At 42.0% G+C, this 15,921-nt stretch carries 16 protein-coding genes; 9 read left to right on the forward strand and 7 right to left on the reverse strand.

What is annotated here, in order from left to right:
• The first annotated feature begins 4 nt into the window (after positions 1-4).
• The 8 genes from napG (at position 5) to CQA49_RS00375 (ending at position 6,536) form a co-directional block, all read left to right on the forward strand.
• Entirely contained in the window at positions 5-754 is a 750-nt protein-coding gene (napG, locus tag CQA49_RS00340; protein ID WP_115573977.1) for a ferredoxin-type protein NapG, read from the forward strand.
• Positions 754-1,677 carry a quinol dehydrogenase ferredoxin subunit NapH gene (napH, locus tag CQA49_RS00345; protein ID WP_115573978.1) on the forward strand — a complete coding sequence of 308 codons (924 nt, stop codon included), beginning with the start codon at positions 754-756 and terminating at the stop codon, positions 1,675-1,677. The genes napG and napH overlap by 1 nt, the downstream gene beginning before the upstream one ends.
• Positions 1,674-2,177, forward strand: a complete 504-nt coding sequence (locus CQA49_RS00350; protein WP_115573979.1) for a nitrate reductase cytochrome c-type subunit — start codon at positions 1,674-1,676, stop codon at positions 2,175-2,177. The genes napH and CQA49_RS00350 overlap by 4 nt, the downstream gene beginning before the upstream one ends.
• Positions 2,178-2,255: 78 nt before the next feature.
• Entirely contained in the window at positions 2,256-3,242 is a 987-nt protein-coding gene (locus CQA49_RS00355; protein ID WP_115573980.1) for a WD40 repeat domain-containing protein, read from the forward strand.
• Positions 3,239-3,580, forward strand: coding sequence for a chaperone NapD (locus CQA49_RS00360; protein ID WP_115573981.1), 342 nt, complete (start codon positions 3,239-3,241; stop codon positions 3,578-3,580). The genes CQA49_RS00355 and CQA49_RS00360 overlap by 4 nt, the downstream gene beginning before the upstream one ends.
• Before the next feature lie 74 nt (positions 3,581-3,654).
• On the forward strand, positions 3,655-4,635 hold the full coding sequence (locus CQA49_RS00365; protein WP_115574061.1) for a lipid A biosynthesis lauroyl acyltransferase: 981 nt from the start codon (positions 3,655-3,657) through the stop codon (positions 4,633-4,635).
• Positions 4,636-4,638: 3 nt separating this feature from the next.
• Positions 4,639-5,769 (forward strand): ABC transporter permease, encoded by a 1,131-nt coding sequence (locus CQA49_RS00370; RefSeq protein WP_258864128.1) that lies wholly within the window; start codon positions 4,639-4,641, stop codon positions 5,767-5,769.
• Between the two features lie 2 nt (positions 5,770-5,771).
• On the forward strand, positions 5,772-6,536 hold the full coding sequence (locus tag CQA49_RS00375) for an ABC transporter ATP-binding protein (RefSeq protein WP_115573982.1): 765 nt from the start codon (positions 5,772-5,774) through the stop codon (positions 6,534-6,536).
• Positions 6,537-6,540: 4 nt separating this feature from the next.
• Here the strand turns inward: CQA49_RS00375 and CQA49_RS00380 are convergent, their stop codons facing one another.
• From CQA49_RS00380 to CQA49_RS00390, 3 genes are all read right to left on the reverse strand, one after another.
• Entirely contained in the window at positions 6,541-7,116 is a 576-nt protein-coding gene (locus tag CQA49_RS00380; protein WP_115573983.1) for a DedA family protein, read from the reverse strand.
• 12 nt (positions 7,117-7,128) lie between these two features.
• The gene (locus tag CQA49_RS00385) at positions 7,129-8,433 is read right to left on the reverse strand and encodes a hypothetical protein (RefSeq protein ID WP_115573984.1); all 1,305 of its coding nucleotides are present in this window, start codon (positions 8,431-8,433) and stop codon (positions 7,129-7,131) included.
• Positions 8,434-8,720: 287 nt separating this feature from the next.
• Complete coding sequence (locus CQA49_RS00390) at positions 8,721-9,653, reverse strand: D-2-hydroxyacid dehydrogenase (RefSeq protein WP_115573985.1); 933 nt, start codon at positions 9,651-9,653, stop codon at positions 8,721-8,723.
• 106 nt (positions 9,654-9,759) lie between these two features.
• On the opposite strand from CQA49_RS00390, the gene argB reads away from it, so the two are divergent.
• Complete coding sequence (argB, locus tag CQA49_RS00395) at positions 9,760-10,623, forward strand: acetylglutamate kinase (RefSeq protein WP_115573986.1); 864 nt, start codon at positions 9,760-9,762, stop codon at positions 10,621-10,623.
• Positions 10,624-10,654: 31 nt separating this feature from the next.
• Here the strand turns inward: argB and CQA49_RS00400 are convergent, their stop codons facing one another.
• From CQA49_RS00400 to ileS, 4 genes are read right to left on the reverse strand one after another with little or no spacing between them, the layout of a single operon-like run.
• Entirely contained in the window at positions 10,655-12,439 is a 1,785-nt protein-coding gene (locus CQA49_RS00400) for a VWA domain-containing protein (protein WP_115573987.1), read from the reverse strand.
• Entirely contained in the window at positions 12,436-12,783 is a 348-nt protein-coding gene (locus CQA49_RS00405; protein ID WP_115573988.1) for a hypothetical protein, read from the reverse strand. Before CQA49_RS00405 ends, CQA49_RS00400 begins: the two co-directional genes overlap by 4 nt.
• Positions 12,771-13,001, reverse strand: coding sequence for a hypothetical protein (locus tag CQA49_RS00410; RefSeq protein WP_115573989.1), 231 nt, complete (start codon positions 12,999-13,001; stop codon positions 12,771-12,773). The genes CQA49_RS00405 and CQA49_RS00410 overlap by 13 nt, the downstream gene beginning before the upstream one ends.
• Positions 13,002-13,031: 30 nt before the next feature.
• Positions 13,032-15,842 (reverse strand): isoleucine--tRNA ligase, encoded by a 2,811-nt coding sequence (gene ileS, locus CQA49_RS00415; RefSeq protein ID WP_115573990.1) that lies wholly within the window; start codon positions 15,840-15,842, stop codon positions 13,032-13,034.
• Positions 15,843-15,921 lie beyond the last annotated feature (79 nt).

Raw genomic sequence — 15,921 nt, forward strand, 5'->3', positions numbered from 1 at the left:
TTCTATGGATAAACAACGCAGAAAGGCTTTAAATTCAATCGCGCAAACTATGGGCTTAGTAGCGCTTGGCGGACTTACTTGGGGTGCATTTGTAGCCGAAGCTAAGTCAAATCCGCTTTGGCTCTATCCGCCCGGAGCGCGGGAGAACTTCGCAAATAGTTGCATTCGTTGCGGACTTTGTGTAGAAGCCTGCCCATTTTATACACTAAGCCTTTCAAAAGAAGGCACAAAAGGCTTGCCGGTGTTTGTCCCACGCGAGATTCCCTGCTTTATGTGCGAGGATATCCCTTGTGTGCCTGTATGCCCTACTGATGCGCTAGATGTTAATCTTGTCAGCACAAATGGCAAGCTTGACATTGCAAAAGCGCGCATGGGCGTGGCGGTGGTAGATACACTTAATTGTATCGCGTATGCTGGCATACAATGCGATGCGTGCTACCGCGCTTGTCCGCTTATTGATGAGGCGATTTATTTAGAATACAAATCTAATGAGCGCACAGGCAAGCACACGATGATTTTGCCTATGGTTGCAAATGACATTTGCACAGGTTGCGGGAAATGTGAAAAAGCCTGCGTCACAGAACTTGCAGCAATCCGCGTGCTCCCACGAGAAGCGGTATTAGGTAAAATGGGGACAAACTATATCAAAGGCTGGGAAGAACAAGATGAAAAACGCTTAGAATCTGCCAAAACACATAAAAAGACAGAATCTAAAGCTCAAACGCTTGATTATCTTAATAGTGAGGATTTGTGATGTTAGCCTATCTTGCAAAGCGCAAATATTTGCTACTACGAAGATTCTCGCAAATTGGAATCTTGGTGCTGTTTTTTTTAGCAAATTGCTCGCTTATAAGCATTAATGGCACGCAATTTTTTGTGACGCAAGGAGATATTACGAAGTTTGAAAAAAACGAGCGTAATTTAGCCATTGCAAACACAAAAGAGGATTTGCTCTCTTTCAAACTTTTGGAAGGCAACTTAAGCGCGTCTAAAATCGCGGAAGTCGTGCCGATGAGTGATCCTTTGGCGTTTTTACAAATCTTTTTGGCAGGAGGAGCGATAAGCGCGGATTTAGCGCTTGGGGTGGTTGTCGTGTTGCTCATATATGGGGTATTTTTGGGAAGAGGTTATTGCGCATTTGTCTGCCCGATAAACCTCATCACTGATTTTGCCGCCTATGCGCGCAGGAAGCTTAAGATTGAAAATATCAAATTTCTTTCAATCCCTAGGAATGCGCGGTTTGCGATGCTTGCCTTAAGCTTATTGCTCTCTTTTTTCTTTGGTGCTCTTGCTTGGGAGATGATAAGCCCTATTTCGATATTGCATAGAGGCATCGTCTTTGGCATGGGCGTTGGAGCGTTTGGAATCTTGGCGGTATTCTTATTTGACTTATTTGCGCTCAAAAATGGCTTTTGCGCTCATTTGTGTCCTTTGGGCGCGACTTATAGCCTCATTGGCGCAAAAGCATTACTCAAAGTCAAACATAAAGTAGAAAACTGCACCAAATGTATGGAATGCGTGAGAATCTGCCCAGAATCTCAAGTCCTAGATATGGTAGGCAAGCGCAGTGATGCGGTAAAAAATATCGCGTGTATAAAATGCGGTCGTTGTATTGAAGTGTGTAATGATGATGCGCTAGGTTTTAGCATACTAAACTACAAAAAGGAGAGAGAATGAAAAAGTTGTTATTAGTTGCCTTGGCATTTTTTGGCGCGTGGCTTTATGCAAAAAGCGTAAGCGATACAGAAATCGGGCTTAGGAAAGTTCCGCTTGAGAGCGAAAATGTGAAGTTGCAGGATTTTAAATTTAACGACGCCCCAGCGGGTGAAAGTCAAAAAATTGAGCGTGCATTTGAAAATGCCCCACCTCTTATCCCGCATGATATAGAAGGCATGACGCCGCTCACACAGCAGGATAATCAATGTATCACCTGCCATGATCCAGCAGTGGCAAAAGATATGGGCGCAACCCCTGTACCTAGCTCGCATATGTTTGACTTGCGCGCTTCCAAAAAGATGAGCACGATTTCAGATTCACGCTTTAACTGCACGCAGTGCCATGTCCCACAAGCAAATGCAAAGCCTGTAGTGGATAATAATTTCAAGCCTGTTTTCACAAATGAAAAGCAAAAACATCAATCAAACTTGCTTGATGTGCTCAATCAAGGCGTGAAATAAACTCTTCAATGTTAGATTCTATTTTTTTGATAGAATCTAACAAATTCCAACACAATCTCAATTTGAAGGCATAAGATTTTGCGGATTCTTACAATTTGTTTTTTGCTACCTTTTTTGCTTACGCTAGGTTTTGGCGCGCCGTTAGAGTTGCAACCAAAATTAGAGCTAAAAATAGAGCATGAAATCTCTTCGCTTGAATTACAAGAAGATACTCTATTTGTCTCAACCACGCAAGGTGCGCTTTTAGTGTATGATATTAAGAATCCACAAAGTCCTATTTTGCGCCAAACAATCACGCTCCCTTCTTATAAAGATTTTTTTGATAATTCTTATAAGCCAAAAATTTATAACACCGCGACAAACGCGCAAGGGGAAACTCTCATCATCGCGGCAAATGGCAATTCCACGCGCGATATCTTTTTGCAAAAAAATGGCAAATTAGAGCTTTTGCTTGAGGATCAAAATGTCGCAAAAGCTGTGTGGATTTCCCCCACAGAAGCTATTTTTGGATTCTTAAGCCATGAAATCGCGCTTTTTAATGTAGCGACAAAAACGCTTATTTATCAAAACCAAATCACAAACTCAAGCTTTAGCGATATGCTTTACAACGCCAAAGATAGGATTCTCTACACTACAGGGGAATCTGGCGCGATTTATATCATCAATCCAGAATCTGGCGCGTTGGTAGAAAAAATTAGCAATATCAATAAAGACAGGGTTTTTCAAATCGCCTTTGGTGGCGATAAGCTCGTAAGTGCTGGGAATGACAGGCGCGTGGGCGTTTATACCTTAGAATCTGGCACAAAGCTCGCGCGCACAGATATTCTTAAAACAAGCTTTTTAGTCTATAGCGTTGGCATTAGCCAAAATGGCGAAAGTATCGCGTATATGAGCGATGAGTTTGGCGACATTACTATCGCAGATTCCCATAATCTCAATGCGCCAAAAATAACGCTAAAAGGCATTAATGGCGTGGCAAATAGCATCTTTTTTTACAAAGATTTTGTCATCGTTGGTTGCGATGGCGATGCCATCTACTTTTTTTCATTGGGAGGTCAAAAATGAATATCTCAAGTATCATTATCCGCGCGAAAAGCGCAAATTGGCAGAATCTGTTAGAGCAAATTAACAAAATTGCTTATACAGAAGTCGCACTTGAAGATTCTCAAAAAGGCATTATTATCGCCACCATTCAAGCCCCTGATACGGGCAAAGATATCGCCTCATTAAAAGAAATTAGCCAGCTTAAAGGCGTGCTGAGTGCTGATATGCACCTAACTTATAGCGAAGAGGAATTTAAGGGTTGCGAAATAAATATGAATGAAGTTGCTGAACTCATCGATACCACGCCCGTTGAAGAGATGAAATATAATGGCGATGTTAATAATCTTATGAAAGAATAGCCCAAAAATAGCGCCAAAAGACGCGCTTTTTTTAAGCACAAAAATTGTAAAATGCCTTTTTGCTTTTGCGCGCAATGCGGATTCTTACATTACGCACAAAACACAAAACCTGCAAGAGAAGGTGTCAAGTGACAGCATTTAATACTTTTTTTATCAAGTGCTTAAGCAATGCGCTTGGCTTTTTTTTAGCAAAAATCCCGCATGCTTTTTTTCTTTTGCATGTGAAAGCCTTGAGCGCGCTTTTTTGCTTCCTTGATAAGCGCAGATTTAATGACGCTCTTGCAAATCTAAATTTTGTCTATGGAGATTCTCTTTCTCAAGCGCAAAAAGAAGCCATTATCAAGCGCGCTTATAAAAACTTTGCCTTTGTGCTTTTGGAATCTGTGCGCGTGGTGTTTTTAAATAAGAAAAAATACGCGGCGCGCTTTAGCTTTGAGAATGAACATTTCATCACGGATTCCATCGCCAAAGATGGCGGCGCGGTGCTTATAAGCGCACATTATGGCTATTGGGAGGCGATGGCTAGCATTCTGCCACCACGCTATAGAATGTGTCAAATGGCTTCCCTTGGGCGCTTGACAGAATATCCGAGTATTAATCATATGATTATCAAACGGCGCGAGGCGCAGGGTGTGAAGATGATTGATAAAAAAGGTGCGTTTAAGCATTTGTTAAAAATGTATAATGAAAAAAATGCACTTGTTGGAATCCTCGTCGATCAAAATATCGGGCTCAATGAAGGCGTAGAAGTGCAATTTTTTGGCAAAAGAGCCACGCACACTACAATTGCTTCAATCCTTTCAAGGCGCTTTAATGTGGCGATTGTGCCGGTGTTTATTGATTTTAATGAGGATTATTCACGCTTTATTGTGCGCTTTTTTGAGCCTATTAGAGCGCAAAACTCAAATGACAGCAACGCAGATATTTTGCATGCCACCCAAATGCAGGCAAATATCACCGAGGAAGTTATCCGCGCGCACCCAAGCAGTTGGTTTTGGTTTCATAAACGCTTTAAGATTTTTTACCCGCAAATTTATACGCGAAAAAAGGCTTAATCTATGAAATTTTTTACGCACAAGCTAACGCCTCAAGCAAATTTTTTTATCTCGCAATCCCACCCAACGCTTAAAATCAAGCTAAGTGGCGAGTGGAGCTACACCACGCCAAAAGCAAAGCTCAAAGCCCTGCGCGCGAGTTTGCAAAAAGCAAATGTGCCAATCGAGCTAGAATTTGATTCTAACCTTGAAATGGATTTCGCGCTTTGTGCGTTGCTTAAGTCATTTTTAGAATCAAAGTCCTATACTTTGGGTGAAAATCAAAATATCATTGAAATGTTCGCACTGCTTGAAAACTACCCACAAGCCTACCCTATTCCGCATAAGCCAAACTCGCTTCTTACTTCTTTCCAAGAGCTAGGCGAAGGGGTAAAGAGCTTTTTTACAAATATGATTGATTTTATCAACTTTTTTGGTATGTGTATTTTCTATCTCTTTTTAAGCCTCTTAAATCCTAAGCGCTTTAAAATCGCCTCGATTTTCTATCACATTTCAGAATCTGGGCTTAAAGCCATGCCTGTGGTGCTTATAACAAGCTTTATTGTGAGTTATGCAATCGCCATGCAAGGCGTGATACAGCTAGATAAAATGGGCGTGCCAATCCTTAGCGTGGAGATTATCGCAAAGCTTTCTTTGCGCGAATTAGGACCTTTTGTTTTAGCGCTTGTGGTGGCTGGGCGCTCGGCTTCAGCCTACAGCGCGCAAATTGGCGTGATGAATCTTGCCGAAGAAAATGACGCGCTTAAAACCATGGGCTTTAGCGTCATTGATTTTTTGGTAACGCCTAGAATCTTAGCGCTTGTCATCACTATGCCTTTGCTTGTGTTTTTGGCAGATATTGTAAGCCTGCTTTCTGGCATGCTTGCTATTAACGCGCAGGCTGGCATTAGCTTCACGCAATATTGGGAGCGCTTTTATGAGTATGTCAGTATCACGCATTTTTTAGTCGGCATGGCAAAGGCGCCCTTTTTTGGCTTAGCTATTGCACTAGTTGGCTGTTATCGGGGATTAAAGGTGCATGGCGATACAGAATCTTTAGGCAAAGAAACGACTTTAAGCGTGGTAAATGCGATATTTTGGGTGATTGTGATCAACGCGATATTTTCATTTTTCACCACAGCGCTTGGAGTGTGAAAATGCAAAAAAACATCCAAAAAAACATTATAGAGGTAGAAAATCTCTGCACACGCTATGGGGAAGTGACAATCCATGACAACATAAGCTTTGTTGTTAAAGAACTTGAAATCTTTGCAATCCTAGGTGGCAGTGGAAGCGGGAAAAGCACGCTGCTGCATAATATGCTTTATTTGCAAAAGCCTTATGCTGGGAGTATCAAGTTTTTTTCACGCGATATTTGGAGTGTGGAAGATTCTAGACGCAGGGAAATTTTGGATTATATTAGCATTATGTTTCAGTTTGGCGCGCTTTTTAGCTCTATGAATATTTTAGATAATGTCGTAATGCCACTTTCACAAAAAGGTGCTTTTCCACAAAAGACAGCCGAACAGCTCGCGCTATTTTGGATTGAGCGCGTGGGATTGCCAATGCAAAGCGCATATAAATATCCTCACGAACTAAGTGGCGGTATGAAAAAGCGTGCTGCACTAGCGCGCGCACTTATCACAAGCCCAAAGATTCTCTTTTTAGATGAGCCTACAAGCGGACTTGATCCAAAAAGCGCGCAGGGCTTTGATGAGCTTATTCTTTCCTTGCGCGAAATTGCAAAAACCACCATTGTGATGGTAACGCATGATTTAGATTCTATACGCGATAGCGTGGATAGATTTATTTTATTAGAAAACAAAAAAATCGCATTTTGTGGGAATCTGCAAGAGCTAAAAGAAAGTGGTTTGAAGACGGATATTTTTTCAGGCTCAAGGGGCGAGCGCATAATGTCCTAAAATTTTAAAGATTTTTCTTTATTCTCCTACTAAGTCGCCTTGTCAAAAGCACGATAAACACAATCCACGCAAGCATAATCACAGGGAATATAAATGGATTGACATTAAATTTCTCTAAAATCTCCAAAACAAGATTACTTGCAAAAAAGGTGCTAAAGCCAACCACAATCGCCCACAACAGGCATGCAAACATATTTTGTAAAAGAAAATTTCTAAAATTATAACGACTAATGCCAATGCTTAGAGGAATGATAAAGCGCACAATATGGATATATTTGCTAATAAAAATGCTTATTTTGCCATATCTTTTAATCCAAATTTGCGCGAGTGCCATTTGGCGCGAATATTTTGAGAAAAAAGGCAGAATCTCTTTTTTATAATGGCGTGCAAGATAGGCTGTTAGAGAGCTACCAATAGTATTTGCCACAAAAGCAATAAGCACACAAAGGGTAATGTCCATTTTCCCAAGTGAGCTCATCGTCGCAGCAGCTATAAGCCCCACATACCCGCCATAAAGGCAGTATGCAAAAAGGAGCAAATAGCCCCAAGTCTCTAAATTATCCAGCACATCTTGTAGCAAGAGCTTTCCTTTTTAGTAAGCAAATCTCACAAATACAAGGAAATTATTTGAAGAGCCGATGCGCCCTGATGCAATAGTGTTTGTCAATGGACTCCAAGTGCCACCATTAGCTGTATAGCTTACAAAACCGCCACCTACTTCTAGGCTCATATTTGCTTGATTCCAAACTGTGCCTTGCGCCATAAGGTGGTATTCTTGATAGTCTAAGAATGAAGCCAGCGCGTGGATTTTCACTCTTTTCCAATCCATTCCAGCATACACATACGCAGTTAGCGTGTTATTAAGGAAGTAAGGCGCTACGCCTGTAAGCATATTGCTACCAAGTCCTAGCGTATTGCCATAATAGCGCGTAGAATCTGTAATCGCCCAAATCCCGCCAGCACCTTCTCTACCACCTACATAATGCGCTCCAAAGCCCACATAAAAATCATTCATAATAGTGATTTTCTCATCACCCCACACAAGGAAGCTAATGTCTTCGCCTGTTCTTTGGATATCTTGAGAATCTGTATTTCCATACTGGAATAACCCGCGCAAAGTTGTTTTTGCATTGAAATTTTTTGCAAGATTTATACGAAGGCTTGCTGTAATACCACCTTGCGCGAGAATAGAGCCATTTTGATTTCTGCTTTGAACAGTTGCTGGTGTTTGGTTATTATAGACAAGCACGCCACCGGGCAATTTTGAGTTAAACAATCCAAACGCATCAATAAGCCATTTTGAACGATCTGTAAAGCTAAAGCCACCAAGCAAGACTTCTCCGCCGATAAAAGCGTTTTTATAATTTTGGCTATAAGGCGTCACGCCCGCTAGTTGTGTCCCGTTTCTCGCACCAATTTGCCCTTTTTTATACCCAGTGCCAAGCATAGAATTCACCCACGCACCATAAATATCAAAGCGATTTGACACAGAGTAGCGCGCCGCAATCCCTTGCATATTTCCATCTAACCAATCATTCATAATAAAATCACTATTAAAGCGCCCAACTGCTGCTTCTAGCGTTTCTCTCACCTTGTCATCTTTATCTCTCGTGCTGCGCTTATATTTCAAATACGCATCAGAGATATCGCCCACACTGCTTGAGGGACCACTGCCTGTTGGGATATTCCACGCGCCAATCGCGCCAAGTCCGGCATAAAAGCCACTTCTATTAAAGTTAAATTCCGCCCCACTGCGCACATGGAATCCAAATGCGCTGGGCTGTGAGTTAAACATTCCTGTAAGATAGCCAAATGGATTGATATTAATCTCCACTGCTGATGCGCTTGAAGCGACGAGCAAACTGCCTAGTGTTAAAGACGCTAGAGCCTTCTTCATTGATTCTCCTTATTTTGTTTTTTTGTATGAAGGCACGCATTGTATCTTTTTTGTCCTTAAAAATTTGCATTTTTTAAGAATTTTTATCAAAAAGAATTTTCTTCAATTCCTTTTGTATTGTATCGTCTCGTGCGAATGAATCGCACTTCGCCTCCGCTCCAGCAACGCTTCCGCGCACATACTTGACCTTTTTTTAATTGTTTAGATTCTATAGATTCTCTAACGCGTTTTGGTAGTTCAGAGAGAGAATCTTTGTGGATTGCTTCACTATCGCTTGGCTTAAATCTTTAGATTCCAAAGCTCTTAATATTTGCTACAACGCCTTCAATGAGCCTTACTCGCGCTTTGTCATACGCCCAAGCGATATGCGGGGTGAGTAGGATTTTATGCGCGATTTTGGGATTTAAAAGCGGGTGATTTGGCTTCATAGGCTCATTTTCTAGCACATCTGCACCAAAATAAAGCTCCCTAGATTCCAACTCCTTTGCGATATCCTCTTCATTCACAATGCCCCCGCGTCCCATATTTAGCAAAATTGCATGTTTTTTGAGAAGCTTTAGATTCCCACTATTTAGCAGATTTTTTGTAGCCGAGTTAAGCGGTGCATGGATAGAAATCACATCGCTTGTGCTTAGAATCTCCTCTAGGCTTTTTTGCGGATAAGTAGCATTGCTATTTTTCCCGCTAGTTGAAAAGTAGCTTACTTTCGCGCCAAAGGCACTTGCTAGTTTAGCCACACGATTCCCAATACTTCCTAGCCCGATAATCCCCCACTGCAGGCAATCAAGCTCCAAAAGCGGATCTTTTATATGTGTGAAAGTTTGGCTTTTCACCCATTCGCCATTTTTGCAATAGCGCTCATAATAGGGCAGATTCCCCAAAAAGCTAAGCGCTAGCATGAGCGTGTGTTGCGCCACAGCATTAGTTGAGTAGCCCGCGACATTTTTTACTGCAATGCCCTTTGCCTTCGCGCATTCCAAATCCACATTATTCATACCTGTCGCCACGATGCAGATAAGCTTTAGATTCGGAAGATTTTCTAAAATTTGAGAATCTAGCACGACTTTATTTGTTAGCACGATTTGTGCTTCTTTAGCGCGCTCGATGACTTCATTTGGGCTTGTCACAGGATAATGCGTAAAATTCCCCAAGCTCTCAAACACACTCAAATCACATTCCCCAAGCGTTTGGGAATCCAAAAACACGATATTTGCTTTCATACTCGCTCCTTTAAGCTAGAAATATTGATGAAACCCAAACAATGGTATAATAACTATTCTAAACGCGCAGGCAACAATGCGTAAAATTCCACAAAAAGAAGTCATTATGCAAAATCTTTCCACTTTCAAAGCTCATACAAAAGTCGTGCAAACGCTTTTGGAATCTATCCCTTTTATACGCGAGTTTCGCGGGAATGTGATTGTTATCAAATATGGTGGCGCGGCGCAGATTACGCCAAAGTTGAAAGAGAGTTTCGCGCTTGATTTGGTGCTTTTGTATATGGTTGGCATAAAGCCTGTAATCGTGCATGGCGGGGGAAAAAGGATAGATTCTATGATTGCAAAATTAGGTATAGAATCTGAATTTAAAGACGGCTATCGCGTCACAAGCAAGGAATGTATGAATATCGTAGAAATGGTGCTAAGCGGTGAAATCAACAAAGAGCTAAGCGCGTTTTTAAACCTCCATGGCGCGCAGGCTGTGGGCTTAAGCGGGAAAGATAGCGCGATGCTAAAAGCGCGCCCAAAAGATAATGGCACTTTTGGTTACACTGGCGAAATTACTGAAGTTGATACGAGACTTTTAGAAAATCTTTTGAGTGAGGGATTTTTGCCTGTGATTGCGCCAATTGCGATGAGTGAAGATTCTATCGGGCTTAATATCAATGCAGACATCGCAGCGTGTGAAATCGCTAAAGCGCTCAAAGCGCAAAAAGTGATTTTTCTAACAGACACCGCTGGGGTGCTAGATTCCCAAGGTGAGCTTATAAGCTCGCTTAATCCTCAAAGCATTGCAAAGCTCAAAAAAGAAGGCGTGATTAGTGGCGGTATGATACCAAAGCTAGAGGCTTGCATCTCTTGCGTGGAATCTAGCGTGCAAAAAGCCCATATCATCGATGGAAGGATCGAGCATTCCCTTCTTTTAGAGCTTTTTACTAATCAAGGCATAGGCACGCAAATCACCAAATAACGCGCTTTGCGTAGATTTTTATGCGGGCTTTTCAAAGCTTTGCGCGCCAAAAGGCAATAAAAAGCGCAAACAATCCTAAAAGTAAGAAAATTAGAGAATCTGCGCTTTTATAAAGGAACGAAAAATCTTGCGTGTTTTTAAGAAACGCTAAAATCGCGCTTTCATCGCTTTCATCTAAGCTCGCCTGCACGCGCTCCCAAAAATGCGCCTTATATCCTTGCAAAGCGAAATCCTTTGGCGCGCTCACCACCACCCTATTTTGAGAATCCTTAACAAGCGCATTTTCAAACTCAATCACACTTCCTTGCATACTTGCAAACAGCCACAACAAAGCACTTTGCGTAGAATCTAGCCCTTTTGGCGTGGCAAAATCGCCATCGCTTAAAAGCACGATTTTCTCTCCATAAAACTTTGCCATCTCAAGCGCTAAATCCACATTGCTTGCGCCATTATCAAGCGCGCTTTTTTCAATATCTAAATTTTCCTCATAAGGCAAGGAAAGATTTTCCAAAAGCAAAGCCTGCGTGCTAAAATCACAGCTAAAAGGTGAAAGCAAATACGCGCTTTGCGAAAAAATGATGATACTTGAGCAAAGCTTATGTTTTCTAAGAATCTTTGCAAGCTTTGTGGTGGCAAATTTTAAACGCGTGGGGTAAAAGTCCTTTGCAAGCATTGATTTTGAGACATCAAGCACAAAAACTGCGTTTGAGCTCTTTGGTAAATTACTCTGTGTCAATGCAAGCGCGCACGCGATACAAAAGAAAACAAGTGCGAGAAAAGCAAAGATTCTAAAATCAAGCAAGGCTTTGAAGTTTTTTTGTAAAAAAAAGTTTTTTAACTTTGCAAAAATCCCTAAAATCCCGCTCCTAAAGCCATATTTAAGCACCCAATACGCAAGCAAAAAGATAATTCCAAACATAATAAAAAAAATCTGCAACGAGTAGCTATAAGGCACAACTACACTATGTGGGATAATCTCGCCAATGGCATCAAAAATAGAATCCAAACTTTTAGAATCTGTTGCCAAATACGCGCGCCCACCGCTTGTTTTTGCGATATATTCTAAGCTTGTTAAATCCGCGCCCTCACCAATGCTGATGGTAAAGATTCTTACATTTTTTTCAAGCGCTAGGTTAAGAAGCTCGCTTGTTTTCATCTTTGAATCCGTATCAAAACCATCGGTGAGCAAAATAATACTCTTTTGCGCGTTTGGGTGCGTGGGCGCACTGAGCGCAAAAATCGTGCGCGCTAATGCGTCATTTATCGCCGTTTTACCCCCAGCCATGCCAAGACTTAGGCTATCAATAAGCGCGCTCAAATACGCCCTGTCGCTACTTAGCGGGTTTAGCATAAGGCTGTGCTCGCCAAAAGGCACAAGCAAAATGCTATCATAGGGATTTTTAGCGATAAATTTTTTACTCACGCGCTTTAGCACCTCAAGGCGATTTGGGCTCTGCGCGCTTAGATTCTGCGAAGTTTTTGGATTTGTAGAATCTTTAAGATTCTCTTTTAATTCCTCGAAGTCATTTATGTCCCCAAAATCATTTATATCCATAGAATGGCTTGTGTCAAGCACCAGCGCGATTTGACTTTGCATTTTAGGAAAGGAAAATTCACCCAAAATAATATTTGGCTGTGCAAGCGCGCAAATAAGGCAAAGCGTGCCAAGAATCTTCAGCCATTCTACAAACTTCACACTTTTTTTTGCGCGCATCATCTGCGCATTTGCCACAATCTTTGGCACAAAACGCGTAAAGAAAAACAACGCCACAAAAGGCAAAAGGGCAAGAAAAGCTAAGGGCGCGCTAAAAATCATGCGCGCTCGCAGAGTTTTTGGTATTGAGCAAGGATTTCTTCACTTAGTGGCGGAGGCGTGGGGCTAAATTTATAAACCACAAGCTTAGATTCTAACTCTTTGGCATATTCAAATGCGGGGGAATTGTGCTTTAGCGCACGCGGATAAAGCGCGCTAAAATGAAAAGCAAAAGTTTTAGAATCTATGGTATCTAGGGATTTGAGCGCTTTTTTGTAAGGATTTTTGCGAAAAAAAATAATTGCACAAGCAACACAAATACACACGCACAGCGCACCTAGCCCGATATAAGCTAGAGAATGCGCCCAAAGCAATGAGGGCTCAAAAATATCGGCTAGCTCTTGCATTTTGGCTTAAAATGCCTTAGAAGCAAAAAGCTTATAAACGCTATTGCGCACACCATGCCAATGGTGCTAAACGCCTCGACATAGCCAAATGGCTGATACAAGTCAAAATAATGCTCCTTAGTTGTGTTTTGATCTCGCAAAGATTGTGGGATAAAAGGTTCGTTTCCAAAACCACACAATCTATTGTTATATTCTTCATTGAATTCTTCATTTTGCATTGATTCCACCTTAAAATTTTTCTTGTAATTTTATTGTAACTTTTCAAGGCAGGATTCACAGCGCGCGCAAGGTTTATCTATTGAAATAGAGACAAACTGCCAACAACGCGGGCATTTCTCACCTTTTGCGTATGTCAGCACAAACTCACAATCACTAGATTCCCCAACCTCAACACCTTCAATGCTAAACTTCCCTAGCACTTCTCTTGTCCCCTGCTCGCTTATATGCCCCTGCTCGCTTACAATCAGCCAACTTTTAAGCTCGCTAAATTCATCTTGCTTTGCGCTTAAAATGCAAAGCTCGAGGGAATTTTTCACTCTTTTTTCTTTTTTGAGAGTATCTAGCACCTCGCCAAATTTTTCCCTCACGCGCAATAAGCGCTTAAAGTTAAGCTTATTATAAGAATCTAGCGCGCGCTTTGTGATTGTGGCTTGAGAAAAAATATCGCAATTTCGCAGAGAAAAAATATCTTTCCCACCATCTTTTATCACCTCGCTTGCATTTGAAAACGCCTCATACACGGTGTAGGTGAGCGTTGGCGCGATTGCGAAAAGCACTTTTTTACAAATTAATGCCATCGTGGTTTGTATGCTAAGCCTGCGCGCAGAATCCACGCTATCGCAATACAAACTATCCTTGCATAAATCCATATAAATTCCGCTCAAAGTCGTGCTTAAAAAATTCATCAGCACGCCAAAGGCTTTGGCAAACTCATATTCGCCAAAAAGTTTTATCGCATTTTGGCATTCTTGTTCCGCGATTTTTAGCACCGCCACATCAAGCGCAGAATCTAGCGGGGCAAGGCTTTGCAAGCCCTCAGTATTAGCGAGCAAAAAGCGCAGGGTATTGCGGATTTTTTTATACTGCTCGGCGGTTTGGTTGAGGATTTCTGGCGAGATTCTTTGATCATTTTGATAATCGCTCATTGCCACCCAAAGACGCAAAATCTCGCTTCCATGCGTTTTTAGCACTTCTTGCGGGGCGATTGTGTTGCCCTTTGACTTGCTCATTTTCTCCCCATTGCCATCCATTGTGAATCCATGCGTCAAAAGTGCCTTGTATGGGGCTTTGTGATTTATCGCACAACTCAATAAAAGCGAGCTTTGAAACCACCCTCTGTGCTGATCGCTCCCTTCCAAATACATGCTCGCAGGATACGCGCCCGCGTCATAATTCCCACTTTGCAACACCGCATTCCAAGTGCTACCACTATCAAACCACACATCTAAAATATGCTTGCCTTTTTGCAAAAACTCCGCAAGGTGGGCAAACTTTGGCGGAAGTAAATCTTTTACTTCCCTCTCCCACCACGCATCACAGCCCTCTTTTTCAAAAATCTGCGCTACAAAATCAAGCACTTCAGGCTCTAGCAACACAGAATCATCACGCGTATCGGTAAAAAACGCTATCGGCACACCCCAATCGCGCTGGCGCGAAATGCACCAATCAGGGCGATTTTGTATCATTCCTTCAATCCTATTGCGCCCAGATTCTGGATAGAATCTCACATTTTTAAGCTCTTGCAACGCAATCTCGCGCAAAGTCTTACCCTCAAAAAAAGGCGTATCCATCATAATAAACCACTGCGTCGTCGCGCGGTAAATCACAGGCTCATGCGAGCGCCAGCAGTGCGGGTAGGAATGCGTGATTTTGCTAGCTTTCAAAAGATTTGTCCCCAAAAGCTCCAAAATGCGCGGTTGCGCTTTAAACACCTGCACGCCGATAAATTCTTTTGCATTTGGCAAAAGCCCTAGATTCTCCACAAGCGGGGAAAAACAGCCCTTATCATCAACAGGCATAATCACTTCCAAGCCATATTTTAGCCCGACATAATAGTCCTCTTCACCATGCCCGGGTGCTGTATGCACCGCTCCTGTGCCATCATTCAAACTCACATGCTCGCCTAAAATAATCACAGAATCTCGCCCATTGAGCGGATTTTTTGCCTTGAGATTTTCCAAACTTTGCGCGCTAAACTCCTTAATAATCGCGCTTAGATTTAGTTCAGAATCTAGCTTTTCAAAAAGGCTTTTTGCCACAATCGCGCCATTTTGACAAAGCACATAAGTTTCATCTGGGTTTATAGCAATGCCGACATTTGCAGGAAGCGTCCAAGGCGTAGTCGTCCAAATCACAAGCCCAGCGCTCACCGCGCTATCAATGCCAAGCGCATTTTTTGCGCTTTCCTGCAGATCAAACTTCACAAAAATAGAATCTGAAACCTTATCCTGATACTCCACTTCCGCATCTGCAAGCGCGCTCTCACACGCCCAACTCCAGTAAATGGGCTTTGAGCGCTGTGTAAGTAGTCCTTTTTTGGCAATCTCACAAAGAGATCGATAAATCTGCGCTTCAAAGGCAAAATCCATTGTTTTATAAGGATTTTCAAAATCCCCTAGCACGCCTAGCGCTTGAAATTCCTCACTTTGGATTTTCACAAAATCCCCTGCCCACTCACGACAAAGCTCCCTAATCTTTGTTTTTGGAAGCGTGTCCTTTTTTGCCTTTGTGATTTTCTCCTCAACTTTTTGCTCTATAGGCAGTCCGTGGCAGTCCCAGCCGGGCACATACGCGATATTTTCGCCTGCAAAAAAATGATATTTCACCACCATATCTTTTAAAATTTTATTTAGCGCATGCCCGATGTGTAAATGTCCATTTGCGTAAGGCGGTCCATCATGCAGGTTAAAGCTTGTTTTTGCGCCTGCATTGCGCGCTTTTATGTCTTTGTAGAGATGATTTTCCTGCCATTGTGCGTAAAGCTTTGGCTCATTTTGCGTGAGATTCCCACGCATGGGAAAAGGCGTATTTGGTAAAATAAGAGTGTCTTTGTAATCCATCGCACTACCTTTGAAAAATGATGATTGTTTGGGTTTTTAAGGCTATTTAAGAAGCGCGATTATAGCAAAAGAAAGTTTA

It is taken from the genome of Helicobacter sp. MIT 00-7814 (genome assembly GCF_003364115.1).
Lineage (GTDB): Bacteria > Campylobacterota > Campylobacteria > Campylobacterales > Helicobacteraceae > Helicobacter_F.